This is a genomic window from Corynebacterium sp. 51B, from assembly GCF_008930785.1.
In the GTDB taxonomy this organism is placed as follows: domain Bacteria; phylum Actinomycetota; class Actinomycetes; order Mycobacteriales; family Mycobacteriaceae; genus Corynebacterium; species Corynebacterium megadyptis.
Map to the genome: position 1 here is coordinate 25,154 of NZ_PQMK01000001.1, position 18,011 is coordinate 43,164.

17 protein-coding genes are annotated in these 18,011 nt (G+C 62.5%); 6 read left to right on the forward strand and 11 right to left on the reverse strand.

The window, feature by feature from the left end; translation table 11 throughout:
- Positions 1-175: 175 nt before the first annotated feature.
- From odhI to GBB14_RS00145, 4 genes are all read left to right on the forward strand, one after another.
- Positions 176-610 carry an oxoglutarate dehydrogenase inhibitor Odhl gene (gene odhI, locus GBB14_RS00130; protein ID WP_151528827.1) on the forward strand — a complete coding sequence of 145 codons (435 nt, stop codon included), beginning with the start codon at positions 176-178 and terminating at the stop codon, positions 608-610.
- Between the two features lie 189 nt (positions 611-799).
- Positions 800-1,465: a MerR family transcriptional regulator gene (locus tag GBB14_RS00135; protein ID WP_151528876.1), complete on the forward strand. Its 666-nt coding sequence runs from the start codon at positions 800-802 to the stop codon at positions 1,463-1,465.
- Between the two features lie 90 nt (positions 1,466-1,555).
- A complete protein-coding gene (locus GBB14_RS00140) occupies positions 1,556-2,146 on the forward strand; it encodes a bifunctional nuclease family protein (RefSeq protein ID WP_151528826.1) in 591 nt (196 codons plus the stop codon).
- A 224-nt stretch (positions 2,147-2,370) separates the two neighbouring features.
- Positions 2,371-2,913 carry a MerR family transcriptional regulator gene (locus GBB14_RS00145; protein ID WP_151528825.1) on the forward strand — a complete coding sequence of 181 codons (543 nt, stop codon included), beginning with the start codon at positions 2,371-2,373 and terminating at the stop codon, positions 2,911-2,913.
- A gap of 134 nt (positions 2,914-3,047) precedes the next feature.
- Here GBB14_RS00145 and GBB14_RS00150 read toward each other — a convergent pair whose 3' ends face one another.
- The 6 genes from GBB14_RS00150 to gndA are packed head-to-tail and all read right to left on the reverse strand — an operon-like array spanning position 3,048 to position 10,757.
- Positions 3,048-4,511, reverse strand: a complete 1,464-nt coding sequence (locus GBB14_RS00150) for a hypothetical protein (protein WP_151528824.1) — start codon at positions 4,509-4,511, stop codon at positions 3,048-3,050.
- Positions 4,512-4,568: 57 nt separating this feature from the next.
- Positions 4,569-5,450 (reverse strand): 3-methyladenine DNA glycosylase, encoded by an 882-nt coding sequence (locus GBB14_RS00155; protein ID WP_151528823.1) that lies wholly within the window; start codon positions 5,448-5,450, stop codon positions 4,569-4,571.
- Positions 5,443-6,510 (reverse strand): hemolysin family protein, encoded by a 1,068-nt coding sequence (locus tag GBB14_RS00160; protein ID WP_151528822.1) that lies wholly within the window; start codon positions 6,508-6,510, stop codon positions 5,443-5,445. Before GBB14_RS00160 ends, GBB14_RS00155 begins: the two co-directional genes overlap by 8 nt.
- Positions 6,507-7,892, reverse strand: coding sequence for a hemolysin family protein (locus GBB14_RS00165; RefSeq protein WP_151528821.1), 1,386 nt, complete (start codon positions 7,890-7,892; stop codon positions 6,507-6,509). The genes GBB14_RS00160 and GBB14_RS00165 overlap by 4 nt, the downstream gene beginning before the upstream one ends.
- 38 nt (positions 7,893-7,930) lie before the next feature.
- The gene (locus GBB14_RS00170) at positions 7,931-9,295 is read right to left on the reverse strand and encodes a DEAD/DEAH box helicase (RefSeq protein WP_192796230.1); all 1,365 of its coding nucleotides are present in this window, start codon (positions 9,293-9,295) and stop codon (positions 7,931-7,933) included.
- A gap of 7 nt (positions 9,296-9,302) precedes the next feature.
- A complete protein-coding gene (gndA, locus tag GBB14_RS00175) occupies positions 9,303-10,757 on the reverse strand; it encodes an NADP-dependent phosphogluconate dehydrogenase (protein WP_151528819.1) in 1,455 nt (484 codons plus the stop codon).
- A 141-nt stretch (positions 10,758-10,898) separates the two neighbouring features.
- Here gndA and GBB14_RS00180 point away from each other — a divergent pair, with 141 nt between their 5' ends.
- Both GBB14_RS00180 and GBB14_RS00185 read left to right on the forward strand, forming a co-directional pair.
- Complete coding sequence (locus tag GBB14_RS00180; RefSeq protein WP_151528818.1) at positions 10,899-11,339, forward strand: PaaI family thioesterase; 441 nt, start codon at positions 10,899-10,901, stop codon at positions 11,337-11,339.
- Positions 11,340-11,377: 38 nt separating this feature from the next.
- Positions 11,378-11,986, forward strand: coding sequence for a bifunctional 2-polyprenyl-6-hydroxyphenol methylase/3-demethylubiquinol 3-O-methyltransferase UbiG (locus GBB14_RS00185; RefSeq protein WP_151528817.1), 609 nt, complete (start codon positions 11,378-11,380; stop codon positions 11,984-11,986).
- On the opposite strand, the gene GBB14_RS00190 is transcribed toward GBB14_RS00185, so the two are convergent.
- The 5 genes from GBB14_RS00190 to GBB14_RS00210 form a co-directional block, all read right to left on the reverse strand.
- Positions 11,983-12,744 carry a cyclase family protein gene (locus GBB14_RS00190; RefSeq protein WP_151528816.1) on the reverse strand — a complete coding sequence of 254 codons (762 nt, stop codon included), beginning with the start codon at positions 12,742-12,744 and terminating at the stop codon, positions 11,983-11,985. The genes GBB14_RS00185 and GBB14_RS00190 overlap by 4 nt on opposite strands.
- 100 nt (positions 12,745-12,844) lie before the next feature.
- Positions 12,845-14,116 (reverse strand): amino acid permease, encoded by a 1,272-nt coding sequence (locus GBB14_RS00195; RefSeq protein ID WP_151528815.1) that lies wholly within the window; start codon positions 14,114-14,116, stop codon positions 12,845-12,847.
- A gap of 309 nt (positions 14,117-14,425) precedes the next feature.
- Entirely contained in the window at positions 14,426-15,295 is an 870-nt protein-coding gene (gene pflA / locus GBB14_RS00200) for a pyruvate formate-lyase-activating protein (RefSeq protein ID WP_151528814.1), read from the reverse strand.
- A gap of 44 nt (positions 15,296-15,339) precedes the next feature.
- On the reverse strand, positions 15,340-15,591 hold the full coding sequence (gene grcA2, locus GBB14_RS00205; protein WP_018019663.1) for an autonomous glycyl radical cofactor GrcA2: 252 nt from the start codon (positions 15,589-15,591) through the stop codon (positions 15,340-15,342).
- Between the two features lie 82 nt (positions 15,592-15,673).
- Entirely contained in the window at positions 15,674-17,782 is a 2,109-nt protein-coding gene (locus tag GBB14_RS00210) for a pyruvate formate lyase family protein (RefSeq protein ID WP_151528813.1), read from the reverse strand.
- Positions 17,783-18,011 lie beyond the last annotated feature (229 nt).

Below are 18,011 nucleotides of genomic sequence, written 5' to 3' on the forward strand. Positions count from 1 at the left end.
CACCCAAGAGCTACTACGCCACGTATGATGTAGACATTACGACCCTGCAGCGACGAGCTGTGCTTGATAGATTCCGTAGGGCAGACGATTTTGTTCACCCAGCGCTACGGCGGCCACCGCACCCGCGGTGAGGGGCGAAGACACACTGTGCTCGAGCAACCGGAGGTTTTTCTCAATGAGTGACAACACTGACGTTTCCCAGACTCAGGTGGAGACAACATCTGTTTTCCGCGCTGATCTGCTTAAGGAAATGGAGTCTGGTGCTCAGGCTGCACCGGCGAATGCTGGCGCGGGCAACCTGCCCGAGGGGGCGGCATTGCTGGTGGTTAAGCGGGGCCCGAACGCGGGTTCGCGTTTCCTGCTCGACCAGGAGACCACCACCGCGGGGCGTCACCCAGAGAGCGATATTTTCCTTGATGACGTCACCGTGTCTCGTCGCCACGCCGAGTTCCGTCGCGATGGCGAGGGCCAGTTCGAGGTAGTGGATGTGGGAAGCCTGAACGGCACCTACGTCAACCGCGAGCCGAAGAACGCTGAGGCACTGCACACGGGCGATGAGGTGCAGATCGGCAAGTTCCGCCTCGTTTTTCTGGCAGGTCCGAAGAAGTAGTAGCGCCCCAGCCCTCGGCTAGGCTACAAAGGATGCATACGGGTCGTGCCGCGGGCGCAGATACGCCAAGCGGCACCGCGAGAACCGAAAGATCAAAAGAAGAAACCTAAGGGTAAAAACAACGTGAGCGCACTACGGGATTCTAAAGACGGCAGCGTGAAGCCACTGCGTCATGCGCGCCAGCAGACCATGTCTATCGGCGTGGTGCTGGAGCGTTTGCGGGGTGAGTTCCCTGATGTGACGGTGTCTAAGATTCGCTTCCTCGAATCCGAGGGCCTCATCACACCCTCCCGCACTCCCTCCGGCTATCGCCGCTTCACAGACAAGGATGTGGAGCGTCTCCGCTATATCCTGGTGACGCAGCGCGATAACTACACGCCGCTGAAGGTCATCCGCCAGCAGCTCGAGGCCATGGACTCCGGCGAGGTGACTGCGCTGCTCAGCGCCACGAAGGTGGAGCCGATCATCAGCCCGGAGGAGTTTCGGGCCCCGGCCATTACGCGGCTGACCGACGATGACGTCGCGGCGCAGGCCGACGTGGACAAGGAATTTGTCCGCGAGCTCGCCGGCGCGGGCTTGATTAGTGCCGATCCCGCTGGTTTCTTCACCGCCGATGATGTGCGTGTGGCCTCCACCGCGCGGGCGCTCACGGAATTCGGTTTCGATGTTCGCCATTTGAAGTCGGTGCGTCATTCGGCGCGCCGCCAAGCGGATCTGATTTCCCAGGTGACCACCCCGGTGGCGCAGTCGGGCTCGGACGTGGCCAAGCACAAGGCCCAAGAGATTTCCGAGCAGCTCACCGCCTTGGTGGTGTCGCTGCATGCGAGCCTGGTGAAAAACGATCTTCGCTCCTAGCCGCACCGAGGAACGCCACCATGAGAGTCACGGAGTAGCGCCGCTACATCGTGGCTCTTTTTTAGCAGTGAGTATAAGGACGCTACTCCCATGAATGATCGCAATTTTATTGATCTCGTTTATCACGGTGTGTTCGTGATTCCGCCCGAGGACTATAACGTCATATTCCTCCGCGTCGTCGGCACCACCCGCATTCTTCCCATCTGGATCGGCGAGGATGCCGCGGCCTCCATCGCAGCGCGCGAGCAGGGGAGGGCACCGGTGCGCCCCCGCGCCCATGATGTGCTCGTACAGCTCGCTGACTCGCACGCCGGCTCCGCGATGGAGGTGCGTATCGACGGCTATGTCCGCGGCCGCTTCACCGCCAGCTTGGTCTGTGGCGATGGCACCGTGCTGGATATGCGTCCCTCGGATGCGATCTTAGTGGCGCGAGAGGAAGAGCTCCCGATCTCCGTGGCCGAGGATGTGCTGCGCCGCACCGGGGTGTTTGTCTCCGCCGATGATCTCTCTCGCGGCTTCGGCATCGACTGCGACGATGTCAGTGATACTGCGGATGAATTCTCCTCGGCCTCCGGTGATGCCCAGGCAGATGCGGACTTTGAGTCCCTGTTGCGCTCGATGGGCGTGGAAGAATCCGACCTGCGCGGCGATAGCAGCGAGGACGATAAAACTGACCGCTAGTGTGACAAAAGGTGACAAAGTGATTCAGGCACCCTAAGCTTAAACTAAAGGTTTAGAGTTTCGGCGTGTCTCCGCTGTGGCTCACGGTGCTCTCAGTATTCTGAGTAAGCACTCCCGATCCGGAGGCATAAGAGCGAAACGTGTGTCTCATAATGAACGCGGGCTGTACCTGAGCACTATGGGACACGTATCCTGAGAGAAAAATAACAAGGGAGAAATTACACATGTCTGAATCCACCACCCACGGCGTGCAAGAATCCCTCTTCACCATGGGGCCCGATGAAGAGGTTGGCTACCGCGTTCCTATCGCGTGCCAGGTAGCGAATATCACCTACCGGCAGCTGGATTACTGGGCGCGCACTAAGCTCGTGACCCCGTCGATCCGCAGCGCCCGTGGCTCCGGTTCGCAGCGTCTGTACTCCTTCAAAGACATTCTCGTGCTGAAGATCGTCAAGGGGCTGCTGGATACGGGTATCTCCCTGCAGAACATCCGCCTCGCGGTGGATAAACTCCGCGATCTTGGCGTGGACGATCTCGCCACCATTACTCTCGTCTCCGATGGCACCACCGTCTACGAGTGCCGCTCCTCGGAGGAGGTCATCGACCTTCTCGCCGATGGCCAGGGCGTCTTCGGTATCGCCGTGCCGGGCATCATGAAGGAACTCACCGGCACCATCTCCGCATTCCCCTCCGAGCGCATCGATGGCGATGCCGAGCTCGAGGTAGAAGACGAGCTCGCTATTCGACGCCGCCGTCGCAGCTCCTAAACACTCGTTTCACGGCACACAGCCCAGGGATAGTTGGTGGATTCTATCCCTGGGCTGTGGCATGTCCGCTTATCCCAAGGGCTACTACGCAGCAGAGAAACTCTGCTGCGTAGTAGCCCTGATGCGGCTGTGGCTTAGGGGCGCTCGATGCCGAAGGACTGCTGCAGCCCCTCGGCGATTTCGGGGGTGTCGGTGGCTGTGCCGACATGACCGCCGGTGCTGCGGGCGAAGTCGGTGACCACTGTGTCCGCTGCGCCGCCGCCGACGGTGAGCACGTCGAGCTGCACATTGGCGTCCGCGTAGCGCTGCAGGATCGTGCGCAGCTGCTCATCGTTCATCGGATCGACGGTGCCGGAGGTCACGAGCACGATCTGAACGGCCTCATCGGTGCTCGTGGCATAGTCGGCGGCGACGGGCAGGGCGGCGGCCAGGGCCTCGCGGGTCTGGGGCTGCCCACCGGTGCCGAAGCGCTTCATGGCGTCGACGATGGCGGCGCTATCGGAGCTAAAGGCGATGTTATCGCGCCAGCCCTTGGTCACACCCGGGTTGAGCGGCGAGGAGTAGTTCCACAACGCCACCGTGCCGCCGGCGCGGATCGCGGAGACCACCAGGGGATCGGCGATGCGGGCAGTTTCGGCATAGAGGGAGTGCCCAGAGGGCGAGGCATTCATCGCCTCGGAGGTATCGAGCAGCAGCAGGGTGTGGTTGATCGGCTGCGTGGTGGAACCAGTGGATTCTTCCGGAACCTGGGCATAACGCTCGTTGAGAATATCGGCGGTGGTGGCCCAGGTGACGGACTTGTCCTCGGCGCCCTCATTGTGGGCGGTGACGAACTTGGCGAAATGCGCCCCGGCGCGGGACTGTTCCTCCGAGATGACGTCATGGGTCACCAGCGGCACCACGAAGGTAGGCACCTGGGTGTCATCGGGGGCGAAGAAGTCCATGCCCTCGGGAGTCTCGGACTCGGTCACGGCGAGAAGCTGGCTCTCGGCTGCGGGTTCGAAAGAGGGCAGGGTATTGGCCTTGAGCAGCTGTGCGCCGGTATCGGGGTTGTCTTTGGACACAGCGGCGGCAACTAGCGCGGCGGCCGGATTCTGGGTCGGCTCGGGGTAGAACACGCGCTCGGCGGGCTGGGCATCCCAGCCCTGATCTGGGGCCGGGGAATCGGGCTTAAAGGCCAAACCAACCGGGGTGCTTGCCGCGATGGCCCAGGTATCGCTGGCGGGAGAAAGCTGTGCAGCATCGAGCTGGCGTTGTACCTCGCCGCGGGTTCCGGTGGAGATCAGCACGGCTGCGCCGGCGGGATCATCGACGGTGGTGAGGTTCACGCAATGATCTTTGACCACGGGGATGCTCTGCGCGTAGTCGTCGACAAGCGAAGAGACCACCGCATCGGGGGTGGAGGAGCTGACCGCTACGGGCACCGGCAGATCGCCCTCGATGCATTCTTTGGCGAAGCTACTATCAGCGCTATCGGCGGATGAGCGCACCGCAAGCCACACGACGACGGCTATGACCAGTGCAATCACCACCACGCCTGCGGTGATGAGCTCCTTCGATAGCCGGTAATTAGATTCTCCGGATGCGTGACGGGCCACGGGTGCACCTCTTCCTCACATTGTGATTAGTGTGAACCTTTAGCTGTGGTTCAAGACTCACTCATCCAGTGTAGTGGCTAGAGCACGCTCGACGTAGTAACGCAGACGGTGTCGGATCGGCTCGGCGGTGCGAGACAGCGCGCGCTGGCGGGCCACATACTCGGCTTTGCCCGCGGCGGTTTCCACGGCCACGCTGCCGAAGCCGAGGCCGCGGCAATCATAGGGGGAGGCCTCCATGTCGAGGGTGCGGGCCTCGCAGGCCAGCTCGAAGGCGTCGATTACAAGCTCGCTGGGGACTACCGGCAGCATCTTGAAGGACCACTTATACAGGTCCATGGTGGCGTGCAGACAGCCGCGCTGTTCGCAGCTGAGTTGATCCTCGCGCTTTAAGGGCCGGATATTCAGCGGGCGTGCGGGCGGGGTGTAGAAGCGGAAGGCATCGTAGTGGGTGCACTTCAGCGGGCCATGGGCCTCGACCACCGCATCTGTGCCGGCAGCGCCCAAGCGGAGCGGCAGCGCGTGGCGGGCCTCCTCGGTGCGATAGACCATCGCCCATTCGTGCATGCCAAAGCAATCGAAACGGGCGGGGTTCGTCTCCTCGCGCTGCAGTAGCTCGGCGAGGAAGCGCCAGAGCCGGATCCGCTTAGGGGCAAGGGCCGACAGATCCACGCCGGTGCGAGCCTCATCTCCGGCGCCGGTGGAGCGATAGAAGGACCACTGGGCGTGCGGGGCATCGCCTATCAGCGCGCAGTCCATCCCTGGATGCCACCGGCGCATCTTGCCGGGGGAGAAGGGATAGTAGTCGAACATGAAGTCCCACACTGGGTGCTTTTCTTGCCGTGAGCGACGGCGCAGGTGCTGCTCGGTGAGCGCGTCGACGCGACGCTCATGCTCCCCGCGTCGCCGCTGCCACTCGGCAGGGGCGAGCAGATCAGGCATCTGCGGTGTCCTCGTGGGTCCAGTCACGCACGTTGCCCACGTACTCCTCGATGAGATCCTCGAGGGTGATCACGCCGATGAGCTGGCCGCGATCGCGCACCTGGGCCATGTGGGCGGAGCTACTACGCATCCGGCGCAGGGTCTGATCCAGCACGCCGGAGGCGTCGATATTGATCAGCTGTCGGATCTGGGAGCGCGGGATCACGTCCTGCTGCGAGGAACGCGAGGAGGCGAGGCGATCAAGCACGTCCTTGATGTGGACATAGCCGAGATAGTTGCCTGTGGCCCCGGTGATGGGGAAGCGGGAATAGCCGGTCTCATTGACGGCTTCTTCCAGCTGCTGCACAGTGGGGCCGCGCTCGCCGAAGGGAATGGCGTGGACATCTTCCTTGCGGATGAGCACCTCGCGCACCGAGCGCTTATCGGTGCGCAGGGCCTTGGCGAGGCGGGCATGCTCCTCGGCGTCGAGAAGCCCCTCGGAGCGGGACTCAGAGACCATAATGGCCAGCTGCTCGGTGTCCACTGCGGAATCCAGCTCGTCTTTTTGCTCGATGCCGAAGAGCCGCAGGGTATGCCGTGCCACCCAGTTCATGAAGTTCAGGATGGGCAGCATCATCTTCACAAAGAGAATGTGGGCCGGAACCAAGATCATGGCCAAGGTTTCGGGGCCGGCGAGGGCGATATTCTTCGGCACCATCTCGCCAACGAGAATGTGCAAGAAGGTGATGACCGCTAGGGCGATCGCGAAGGAGATTGCGTGCAATAAGGATTCGGGCACCCCGAGGGCGCCGAAGGGGCGTTCCAAAAGGTGCGCGATTGCTGGCTCGCCAACTTTACCGAGCAGCAGCGAGGCGATGGTGATGCCCAGCTGCGCGCCGGCAAGCATGATGGAGAGATGCTCCGTGGCGTATTCCACCTTCTTTGCCCGCGTTTTTCCTTGGGCAATGAGCGCGTCGATGCGGTCCTTGCGGGAGGAGATGAGTGAGAATTCGGCGGCGACAAAGAAGCCGTTGAGAGCCAAAAGGAAAATGGCGAAGATGATTGCTTGGATTCCACTCATGAGGCGTACTCCGCTGCTTCTTCGTTGCTGATAGAGGTAAAGAATGCGCGTTCGACGCGGCGATCGTCCATGGCTGCGACCGAGGCGATCCAGCGTCCGGTCATGCCGGTTTCGAATTCATCGCGCATATCGTGCTCCGTGAGCGGGAGCAGGACGACGTCGCCCGGCTGGGGGATACGCCCCAAACACGTCATGATGAGCCCGCCGACAGTTTCATAGCGGTGATCATCGGGGGCGGCATAACCAATGGCTTCAGCGAGCTCGTCGACGCGAACCAGCCCGGCAACCTCCCAGGAATCGCCGACGCGGCGGAAGTCCTTTTCCGCTTCGGCATCGTCGTGTTCGTCATAGACCTCGCCGAGCAGTTCCTCGACCACGTCCTCGATCGTGACGATGCCGGCGGTGCCGCCATACTCATCGGCGACCAGCACCATTTGGGAGCCGGCGGAGCGTACCGCATTAAGCACGGCATCCCCATCGAGGGAATCGGGCACGGTATTGACTTCGCGGGCCAGCTGCGCCACCGGCACCTCGGGGCGCTGGTGCGTGGGGATGGAGAATGCGTTTTTGATGTGCACGACGCCGATGGTGTCGTCGAGATCGTCGTCCACCACGGGGAAGCGGGAATGACCCGACTCCAGCGCCAGCTGGACCAAGTCTTCCACCGAGTCCGTGCTGTGCAGGAACAAAATAGTAGAGCGGGGAGTCATAAACTCCTCGGCGGTGGCTTCGCCGAACTTCAGCGCTCGATCAATCATGCGCGCCTTGGACACATCGAAGGTGCCCACTTGGGCGGAGTTACGTACCAAAGCGCCCAGCTCTTGGGCGGAGCGGGCGCTGGCCAGCTCATCGGCGGGCTCGATACCGAGCTTGCGCACAATGAAGTTGGCCGAGGAGTTCAATGCGGTGATAAACCACTTGAGTGCCTTGTTAAACCACTGCACAGGGGTGACCACCACGCGGGCGGTGGCCCACGGATCCGTGATCGCCATGTTCTTGGGCAGGAGCTCGCCATAGATCATGGACAAGAAGGTGGCCACGATCAGGGCGAGGATCAAAGCGATGGGCGAGGCGGCCCGCTCCGATAGGCCCACTAATTCCAGCAGCGGGGTGAAGAAGCGGGCTAGGACCGGCTCCGCCAAATAGCCCGTTGCCAGGGTGGTGATGGTGATGCCCAATTGGGCACCGGAGAGTTCGAAAGAGAGATTCTCGTGGGCGTCGCGAACGCGCTGCGAGACAGCGTCTTTTTTGCGTGCGACGTGGTTATCGATGGTGGAGCGCTCGAGCCCGGTGAGAGCGAACTCGATTGCCACGAATAGTCCCGTGCCGGCGGTCAACGCCACAAAGCCGAGGAGAGCCAGAATGCTGAAAAGTATATCCATAATTGTTGATCGGCTAAAACAATACCGAACTATCTATCCTACGTGGGAATATGTCGGCGTGTCGTCACAGAGCCTTTGCCCCAGGCGCCGCCCTTTTTCTTCTTCTTCGGCCGAAACCCGCGGCGCCCACCCTGTGCGGGTTGCTGTGCGGTGCCGCCGCGCGAGCCCGCAGCAGAGCGGCGGGAGCCAGAGCTCGACTTCTTGCCCGTGCGCCCGCCGGATTGGGTACGTGCAGATTCGCCCTGGGAGGGGCGGGTCTGGCGAAGCGGGCCGATCAGCGAGTCGAGCTCGGCGGAATCGAGTTCCAGCTGGCGGGGAGTCACCCCGGCGCTGCGGAATTGTTCCTCGGCGCGGTGCTGGCGGTTGGCGTCGATAATGCTCAGGCTATTGCCTGTCGCACCGGAGCGAGCGGTACGGCCGGAGCGATGCACAAAGGACTTCGGGTCGAAGGCCAGACCGAGATGCACCACCAAGTCAATATTGGCGATGTCGATGCCGCGGGCGGCTATATCGGTGCAGATCAGCACGGGCTCCTCGCCGGAGGAGAAGCGCTCCACGGCCGCGGTGCGCTGGGCCTGGGTCCGATCGGAATGCACCGAGCAGCCGCCGGTATCGCGGGCGTAGCGATCGACGTCTTCCTTCGTGGAGCAGAAGATGATCGTGCTCGCGCGCCGGCGGGCGAGGCGATGAATGAGCGCGTCGCGTTGCTCTTTCGTGCGCACCATTACCAGCCACTGGCTCAAACCTTCGACCGCGGCGGTGGCGGCGCCATCAGAGAGCTCGTGGATGCGGGCATGCGGGGCCAGCCGCCGGGTGCTTTGATCCACCGTGGCGGAAAACACCAGCCTCTGGGCGCTCTCGGGTATCTGGGCCGCGATGGCATCGAGCTGCGGGGCAAAGCCCACCTCGGTGAGGTGATCGGCCTCATCGACGACGAAGATCTCCACCGCGTCCAAGCTCAGTAACTTCCGTCGGCGCAGATCGAGCAGCCGCGCGGGGGTGGCCACGGCGATATCCACCGGGGCGGCCAGCTGGGTGCGGTGGGTGGCGACGGGTACCCCGCCGCTGAGCACGAGGGTGCGCAACCCCACCGCGGCAGCAAGGTCCTCGATACGATCGGTGATCTGCTGCGCTAATTCGCGGGTGGGGGCGAGAATGAGTGAGCGCGGCTGGCCGGGCACGGAGGTGCGAGAGAGCCGCTCATCGGTGGCGAGCCGCGTGATCAGCGGCAGGGCAAAGGCATAGGTTTTCCCCGAACCGGTATGGCTGCGGCCGATGACCGATGCCCCCGCCAGCGCATCAGGGATCGTCGCCTCCTGGATCGCCGTCGGGTGGGTGAGCTCACGGCGGGTGAGCTCGTGAACGAGCTGATCGGGTAAAGCGAGATCCCTGAAGGTGCGCACAGTGCTCCTAGGCTTCGACCTCGGTGCGGTCACCGCTCCAGAGGGTGTGGAAGCTGCCCGGACGGTCGATGCGCTCATAGGTGTGGGCGCCAAAGTAGTCACGCTGCGCCTGAATGAGCGCGGCGGGCAGGCGCGAAGAGCGCAAAGAATCGTAGTAGGACAGCGAGGAGCCGAAGACCGGAATGGGCAGACCCAGCTGGGTGGCGATAACCACCACGCGACGCCAGGCATCCATGCTCTGCTCCATCTCTGCGCGGAAGTAGGGATCGAGCAGCAGCGAGGTCAGCTCCGGGGTGGAGTCATAGGCCTCGCGGATACGATCCAGGAACTTTGCGCGAATGATGCAGCCATCGCGCCAAATGGTGGCGAGATCGCGGGGGTCGACGTCCCAGCCGTGCTCGGCGGAGCCGGCCTTAATCTCGTCGAATCCCTGCGAGTAGGCCACCAGCTTGGAGGCGTAGAGCGCGGAGCGGACATCGTTGATGAAGTCCTCGCGCGTCACGCCGAGATCCTCGAGGGTGCGCAGGGAACCGGAGGCGAGCTCACCGGAGGTTGCGGCGCGCATCGCGCGATCGCCGGAGAGGGCGCGGGCGAACACGGCCTCGCCAATACCAGTCACGGGGATACCGAGATCGAGGGCGGCCTTGACGGTCCAGCGGCCCGTGCCCTTCTGCCCGGCGGCATCCACCACGATGTCGACCAAGGGGGTGCCGGTCTCGGCATCCACCTGCTTGAGCACCTCGGCGGTGATCTCTACGAGGTAGGAGTCCAGATCGCCGTTGTTCCACTCAGAGAACACCTCCGAGATCTCCTGGGGAGTCATCCCCGCCGCGTAGCGCAGCAGGTGATAGGCCTCGCCGATGACCTGCATATCCGCGTACTCGATACCATTGTGCACCATCTTCACGAAGTGGCCGGCACCATTGGGGCCAATATGGGTGCAGCAGGGCACCCCGTCCACCTGAGCCGAAATGGACTCCAGCAGCGGCCCGAGCGATTCATAGGACTCGGCGGAGCCGCCGGGCATGATGGCCGGCCCATTGAGAGCGCCTTCCTCGCCACCGGAGATGCCGGCGCCAACGAAGTGCAGGTTGCGGGAGCTGAGCTCTGCTTCACGACGGATGGTATCGGTGTAGAGCGCATTGCCACCATCGATGATGATGTCGCCTTCATCCATGGCGTCGGCCAGTTGCTCGATCACGGCATCGGTGGCCTTACCGGCCTGGACCATGATGATGGCGCGACGGGGACGCTCCAGCGAGGCCACGAATTCCTCGATGGTGGCGGCGGGCAGAAAGTCTCCTTCATCGCCGTGGTCGGCGATGAGGGCCTCGGTCTTGTTGTAGCTGCGGTTATACACCGCAACGGTGTGACCCTTGTGAGCGAAGTTGCGGGCGAGGTTGGACCCCATTACTGCGAGGCCAACGACACCAATGGGAGCGAGTTTTTCTGCATTCGACATGTGCTTAATCGTAGACGTCACGTGACGGGAGAGTCATATCGAGCGCATCGACGCGAGCGCGGCGAGGACGAGGTACGGGCATCTGTGCGCGAACTGGCCAGCGGCACCATTGATAGGACGTGTGGCGTATAGACTGGGCGTATGTCTGTCGCAGAGTTGTTGAATACCGCTATCACCCGTCCGCTCACCGATGCCGAACTCAGCGAACTTAACGAGATCAACACGGGTCTTGATACCACCCTCGGGGTGAACTACACCGTGGTCTCCCGTAAGCAGGTGCGCGCCCAGATTTCTGTCGCCGAGGGGCATCTACAGCCTTTCGGTCTGGTCAACGGGGGCGTGTTCTGCTCCCTCGCCGAGTCCACCGGCTCTCTTCTCGCTATGATTCTTGCCGATGGCCAGCCCGTAGCCGGGGTGAATAACACCACCGATATGATCTCCTCCGTCAAGGCTGGAGTAGTGACGGTCATTGCCGCCCCGCTGCATAACGGCGCGACCACCCAGCTGATCAGCGTGGAATGCTTCCAGCGCGATCGGCTTGTTGCCCGTACCACCCTGCGCACGATCCGCCTCGAGGGATAACACCCCTCGTGGCCGCCGCCCATTGAGTAAAGGACGCTATGCCCACCTGGCACGAGATGCTCGCCTCCAACCCTGACCATTCCGAGAACTACGCCGCCCGCTGGCGCGCCTTCGCTGCAGAGGGCCGCGATATCGTGGGCGAGGCACGCACCATCGACGCGATGGCCGAGCGTGGTTCGCGCATTCTCGACGCCGGCTGCGGCACCGGCCGCATCGGCGGCTATCTCGCGGAGCGCGGCCACACCGTCGTGGGCGTGGACCTCGATCCAGTGCTGATCGATTACGCCCGCAAGGACTACCCCGACGCCGAGTGGCATGTCGGCGACCTCACCGCCGGCGAGGTGCCCGCTGGTCCCTTCGATCTCATCGTCTGTGCCGGCAATGTGATGGGGTTCCTGCCGCCCGAGGGTCGCCTCCCAGCACTCGAAGCCCTGCATGGTGTTCTGGGCCCACACGGCCGCGCCGTGATTGGTTTTGGCGCGGGCCGCGGCTATGAGTTCGACGACTTTTTCGCCGATGCCCACGCCGCAGGGTTCGTCGACTCGCTCCGGCTCGAAAGCTGGGACCTCAAGCCCTTGCGCTCCACCTCGTCCTTTGTCGTGGCGGTGCTCAGCCCGCGCATGCTGCTGCCGGGATTCGGCGGCTAGCGGGCTACAGGCTCCGGAACAATAGCGAAGGCGCGGGCAGGAAAGCCCGTACCGTGCAGCGGCTTCGGCCACGAGGCCACGATGAGCGCGCCCACCTCAGGGACCTGATCCAGGTTGCACAGCATCTCGATTTGCCACCGGTCATGCTGCAGCAGCAGCAATTCGCTGGGCAGCTCGCCGCGGCTCACCCGCGCCCCGAGATCGGTATCGGTGGTTTCATGCCCGAGCGCGGTGATATTCCGCGCGGTGATGAGCCACTCCACGACGGCCGGGTTCCACGCCGGATAGTGGTTGATGCCCTCCTCATCGGCGTTATTCATTGCCGCCGCATCGGGCCAGCGCTGCGACCAGTCGGTGCGTAGTGCCACAAAGCTGCCCTCGGGGATGGGCTGGTGGCGCTTCTCCCACTCCAGGATGTCCTCGACCGTGGGGCTGTAATCGGCATCCGCGGCGGCCTGCTCATGGACGTCGATCACCACCAGTGGCAGCACCATCTGCTCGACGGGGATCTCATCCAAGGGGCGGGCCCCAGTAACAAAGTGCACCGGCGGATCCACGTGCGTGCCCCATTGGCCCACAACGCTATAGCGGTCGATTTCGAAGCCATGCTCCTCCACTGTGTAGAGGCGCTCGCGAGTCTCATCGGGTAGCGCCCCGAAGTGGGGCTGGCCGGCATGGAAACTGTGGGTGAGATCCACCCAGCGATAGTCCTGGCGCAGTGAGCGGGCTAGGGTCCATAGTTCAGGAAAAGTAGACATGTAGACAGCATAGTCTATTTTTCGCTGGGTGCGCAGATAGGCGATGCCCACTCACGCGGTGTGGCGCGCAGTGGGCGTCGATAAGCCTTGTGCGTAGTAGCTAAAACAGGCCGATAATTTTGTAGATCACGGCCGAGATCGCGACGATGCCGGTGACAATCACGAACCAGTTCGAGGCGTACTTTCTAAAGGGCGCGAGGGCTTCGACCTTATAGATGGCCACCATCGGCATGAGGTACAGGATCGAGGCGATGACCGGGCCGGACAGCGTCTCAATGACCTCCAAAATGGAAGGGTTGAGCACCCCGGCGATCCACGCGGTCACGGCGATAAAGACGTTCACGGCGATCATCAGTGTGCGCTCGCCGAGGCGATCGACCATCTCGGGGCGGGCATGGCGCACAATGCCGGCGGCCCCCTCGGCGGCACCGAGGGTGTGGCCGAAGAAGGAGGAGACGATAGCCACGATGGCGATCGCCGGAGCCAGGTAGGTGATGATCGGGGCGTCGTGCACATTGCCGAGATAGGACAGCACCGGCAGGTTTTCCTCGCGGGCGGCGGCGAGACCGTCCGTGCCCAAAGACAGCACGCAGGACCACACAAAGAGCATGGTGAACACCGTGAGCAGCATGGCGGTGCGACGCAAGACGATGGAGGCGTTCTCGGCGCTGCGCGGGCCGTGGGTGCGCTGCATGGCCAGCGAGAACTGCGAGATCGCAGGGGAGTGGTTGAAGGCAAAGACCAGCACCGGAATGATCAGCCACACGGAAACGAGGAAGTCCCCCGCACCGGGCATCGCGGTGAGTCCATCCAGCTTCCAGGTGGGAATCAGATAGAGCGAAATACCCAGCAAGGCAATGATCAGCGGGTAGACCAAGAATTGCGTGACAGCCAGCATGAGCTTTTGGCCGACGACCATGGGCACCATCATCGCGGCCACCAGCACCCCGGCGAGGATCCAGCGATCGATGGCTGGGCCGCCGAGCTGATTCTGGATGAGGCTATCGACGGAGTTGGTGATCGATACCCCGTAGATGAGCACGATGGGGTAGATGGCGAAGAAATAGAGGATGGTGATCGCCCAGCCCCACGCCGTGCCGAAATAATCGGTGGCGACGACGGTGATGTCCTCGCCCTGGCGGGGGGATTTGCAGACGAAGCGGGCGAGCGCCCGGTGGGAGAAATAGGTCATCGGGCCGATGAGCACGGTGACGATGAGCAGCGGCCAGATTCCGGCCGCGCCGGCGTTGATGGGAAGAAACAGGATGCCGGCGCCGACAGCGGTACCAAAGAGGCTCAGCGCCCAGCTGTTGTTGATGCTGCGGGCCTCGGTGGCGCTCTGCGGCGCCGACACAGTAGTGGGAGCGGTCATACTCACATATCCCTTCTGGAAAAGGCCTCTAAAGGCCTTGGCGATAGGATCGTGGGCCGAACACTCACACAGCTGGGTTCAGCCCAATTGTTATAACCTTCACGCTAGCAACCCTACTGTTGCGTAGACCATGAAAATGGGGTCATTGTGTCTTGGCGTTAAGACTTGATTGACGGTGAGCAATAGCATCGGGGATGAGGCGCATCGACGCAGCTCATAGCCCCATAACAAACACCGCCACCGCAACCGAGACGATGTCGGTTGCGGTGGCGGTGTTTGTTATGTCTACACCAGCTGGGAGCGGCGGTGCTAATACACCGTCAGGCCGCGGGAACGAAAGACCTCACGAACCTCCTCCACGGCCGCCGCAGAGGGCGGCTTGACCCCAGAGAGCTCGTAGGGCAGGCCCAGTTTCTCCCACTTGTCTTGGCCCATGTTGTGAAAGGGCAGCACCTCGACGCGCTCGACGCTGGAGGACCAGCGGGAGACGATATCGGCTACTTTCGCGACATTGTCTGGATCGTCGCTCCAGCCGGGTACGAGCACGAAGCGGACCCAGATGGACACGCCCTTCGCGGTGAGACGATCACCGAAGTCGATGGTGGGTTGGAGCTCGCGACCACCAGTCACAGCCCGATAGGCATCGGGGTCACCGGATTTCACATCGAGCAGCACTAGGTCGATGTTGTCGAGGTCCTCATCGCTGAGCCGAGCCCCCAGATACCCGGAGGTGTCGATGGCGGTGTGGATGCCGGAGTCGTGCACGGCACGCAGCACCTTGCGGGTGAACTCGATCTGGAAGAGCGGCTCCCCGCCGGAGATCGTCAGTCCGCCGCCGGAGGCACGAAACACAGCCTTGTAGCGGCGCACCTTAGAGACGATCTGCTCCACCGTGTGCATGGTGCCTTCCTTCATCCCCATGGTGTCGGGGTTGTGGCAGTACACGCAGCGCAGCGGGCACCCGGAAAGAAACATCGTCATCCGAGTGCCGGGGCCGTCCACGGCGGTGACCAGCTCCCAGGAGTGCACCAGCCCGGCATTGCCGGTGCGGCGCGCCTCGAGCAACTCGCTGCGCTCCTCGCTATCGAGCTCGGGCATGCCCAAGCCGTGGGCGCTTCCGCGATGGCGGGGGCCCTGCTGAGGGGAGAGAGTTACTGCCGAGTTGAGGCCGTCGGCCATGGGGTGGAAGCTCCTTGGGTGCTGGATCGTGGTGTCAGGCGCGCTTAGGCGTTGTGGTGGAAGGTACGAGCCATCACGTCGAGCTGCTGCTCACGGGTGAGCTTAACGAAGTTCACGGCGTAGCCGGACACGCGCACGGTGAGGTTGGGGTAGTTCTCCGGGTTGTCCATGGCGTCTTGCAGGGTCTTGTGATCGAGCACGTTGATGTTGGCGTGGTAGAGCCCAGAGCCGGCATTGTGCTGGGAACGGGCAGCCTTCATGGCAGCCATGCGCTCGTCGAAAGTCTTGGTGGACATGGTGTTACTCCTTGGATAGTGGGTGGTGAAAGGTGAAGTCTTGGGGCCTCGCCCCAGAGATCCGAGGCGAGGCGGGGTGGTATTAGGCGGGGCAGGTGGCGTCGTCGATGATGAAGCCGGCGTCGAGAATGCCCACCAAGTTACCCACCTGTTCGGACTTATCGCGGCCCAAACCGGAGGGGGTGATGGTGTTCGTCAACGAGATGCCATCGAGTGCGTCCTGGTAGTCCAGCTTGCCCACCGAGAGCATGGAGGCGACCATGCCGTGGGTGTCGGCGCCGTTTTCCGGGTTGGCGCCGGGGCTAAACGGCGTACCGGCCTGGTGCCCAGAGGGGAAGGAGCCGGTGGCCTTGCCGTAGACCACGTTCGAGGTGATGGTGAGTACCGACTGCGTGGGGATGGCGTCGCGGTACATCGGGATGGACTTGATCTTGTCCATGACGGTGTGGACGATCGTGGCGGCGATATCGTCGGCGCGGTCATCGTCATTGCCATAGCGCGGGAACTCGCCCTCGGTGACGTAGTCCACGATCAGTCCGGTCTCATCGCGGACCGGGGTGACGGTGGCGTACTTAATCGCAGAGAGCGAATCGGCGACGATCGAGAGTCCGGCGATACCGCAGCCCATGGTGCGGATGATGTCGGAGTCGTGCAGCGCCATCTCAACAGCCTCATAGGCATAACGATCGTGGCAGTAGTGGATGATGTTGAGGGCCTCCACGTAGGTGCCCACCACCCAGTCGAGCATCTCCTCGTACTTCTGCCAGACCTCATCGAAGTCCAGCGGGCCATCGCCCTCGATCGGAGTGAACAGGCCCTCTTCGGTGACCTGCTTGCCGCTGACCTCGTCGCGGCCACCGTTCATGGCGTAGAGCAAGGACTTGGCGGCATTGACGCGGGCGCCGAAGAACTGCATCTGCTTGCCCACAGCCATGGGGGAGACGCAGCAGGCGATGGCGGCGTCGTCGCCCCATTGATCGCGGATCTGCTCATCGGACTCGTACTGAATGGAGGAGGTCTCGATGGAGATAGCGGCGCAGAAGTCCTTATAGCCCTTCGGCAGTGCCGGATCCCAGAAGATGGTGATATTCGGCTCCGGTGCAGGACCAAGGTTGCGCAGGGTCTGCAGCAGACGGAAGGAGGTCTTGGTCACCAGCGAGCGGCCATCGGTGGCGAAGCCGGCATCGGACCAAGTGGCCCAGTAGGGATCGCCGGAGAAGATCTGGTCATAGTCGATGGTGCGCAAGAAACGCACGATGCGCAGCTTGATCACGAGCGCATCCATAATTTCCTGGGCATCCTCTTCGGTGATGCGGCCGGCGGCGAGATCGCGCTCGAAGTAGATATCGAGGAAGGCAGAGAGGCGACCGATGGACATCGCGGCGCCGTCCTGGGACTTCACCGAGCCCAAGTAGGCGAAGTAGGTCCACTGCACGGCCTCTTGGGCGGTGGTGGCCGGCTGAGAGATATCGAAGCCATAGGCGGCAGCCATATTCTTCAGCTTCTTCAGCGCCTTGATCTGCTCGGAATGCTCCTCGCGGTAGCGGGCCCAGTGCTCGGAGAAGGGCTCATTGGCGTGAGCGTCCTTCGCCCGCTGCTTCTCGGCGATGAGGGCATCGACGCCGTAGAGGGCCACGCGGCGATAGTCGCCGATAATGCGGCCGCGGCCATAGGCATCGGGCAGGCCGGTGACGATATGGGAGCTACGGGCCGCGCGGATGCGGGGAGTGTAGATATCGAAGACGGCATCGTTGTGGGTCTTGCGGTAGGAGGTGAAGATCTTCTTCACGTCCTCATTAACCTCTTTGCCGGCTTCCTTAATGGCGGTTTCCACCATGCGCCAGCCACCATTGGGCATCATGGCGCGCTTGAGCGGCACATCCGTTTGCAGGCCGACGATCACATCGTCGTCCTCGCTGATATAGCCGGCAGGGAAGGCATCCACATCTGCCGGGGTTTCGGTGTCTACATCGTAGACGCGACGCTTGCGCTCCTCGGAGAGATAGTTCTTCTCCAAGTGATTCCACACGCGCATGGTTTTATCGGTGGGACCTGCGAGGAAGCTATCGTCCCCGTCATAGGGGGTGTAGTTGTTTTGGATGAAGTCACGCAGGTTGATCTCGGTCTGCCACGCACCGGCGGCGAAACCGTCCCAGCCAATGTTGTCGGGGTTCAGGGTGTCCTGAGACACGCGTTCACCTAGCCCTTCACTATGTTGTGTTCAACGTGCCGGGAGGCCACTGCACACCTTAGTGGGATCCCGACCTTCGTTAGTGGGTATATGTCCATGTCGAATACTACGCCGGTGTAGATAGCCAGTGAGAACATATAGATGCACGGCAGTAACGGTTCCGCTCAGTGGTGGGATGTCAAGTGGACACGAATGGGGCTACCTCAACAAAGGTGCTGGCACAGGTGTT

Bases quoted from the DNA above. Each gene is read 5' to 3' on its own strand.
- odhI (WP_151528827.1), top strand. From the start codon at position 176: ATGAGTGACAACACTGACGTTTCCCAGACTCAGGTGGAGACAACATCT.
- GBB14_RS00135 (WP_151528876.1), top strand. From the start codon at position 800: ATGTCTATCGGCGTGGTGCTGGAGCGTTTGCGGGGTGAGTTCCCTGAT.
- GBB14_RS00140 (WP_151528826.1), top strand. From the start codon at position 1,556: ATGAATGATCGCAATTTTATTGATCTCGTTTATCACGGTGTGTTCGTG.
- GBB14_RS00145 (WP_151528825.1), top strand. From the start codon at position 2,371: ATGTCTGAATCCACCACCCACGGCGTGCAAGAATCCCTCTTCACCATG.
- GBB14_RS00155 (WP_151528823.1), bottom strand. From the start codon at position 5,450: ATGCCTGATCTGCTCGCCCCTGCCGAGTGGCAGCGGCGACGCGGGGAG.
- GBB14_RS00160 (WP_151528822.1), bottom strand. From the start codon at position 6,510: ATGAGTGGAATCCAAGCAATCATCTTCGCCATTTTCCTTTTGGCTCTC.
- GBB14_RS00165 (WP_151528821.1), bottom strand. From the start codon at position 7,892: ATGGATATACTTTTCAGCATTCTGGCTCTCCTCGGCTTTGTGGCGTTG.
- gndA (WP_151528819.1), bottom strand. From the start codon at position 10,757: ATGTCGAATGCAGAAAAACTCGCTCCCATTGGTGTCGTTGGCCTCGCA.
- GBB14_RS00180 (WP_151528818.1), top strand. From the start codon at position 10,899: ATGTCTGTCGCAGAGTTGTTGAATACCGCTATCACCCGTCCGCTCACC.
- GBB14_RS00185 (WP_151528817.1), top strand. From the start codon at position 11,378: ATGCCCACCTGGCACGAGATGCTCGCCTCCAACCCTGACCATTCCGAG.
- GBB14_RS00190 (WP_151528816.1), bottom strand. From the start codon at position 12,744: ATGTCTACTTTTCCTGAACTATGGACCCTAGCCCGCTCACTGCGCCAG.
- GBB14_RS00195 (WP_151528815.1), bottom strand. From the start codon at position 14,116: ATGACCGCTCCCACTACTGTGTCGGCGCCGCAGAGCGCCACCGAGGCC.
- pflA (WP_151528814.1), bottom strand. From the start codon at position 15,295: ATGGCCGACGGCCTCAACTCGGCAGTAACTCTCTCCCCTCAGCAGGGC.
- grcA2 (WP_018019663.1), bottom strand. From the start codon at position 15,591: ATGTCCACCAAGACTTTCGACGAGCGCATGGCTGCCATGAAGGCTGCC.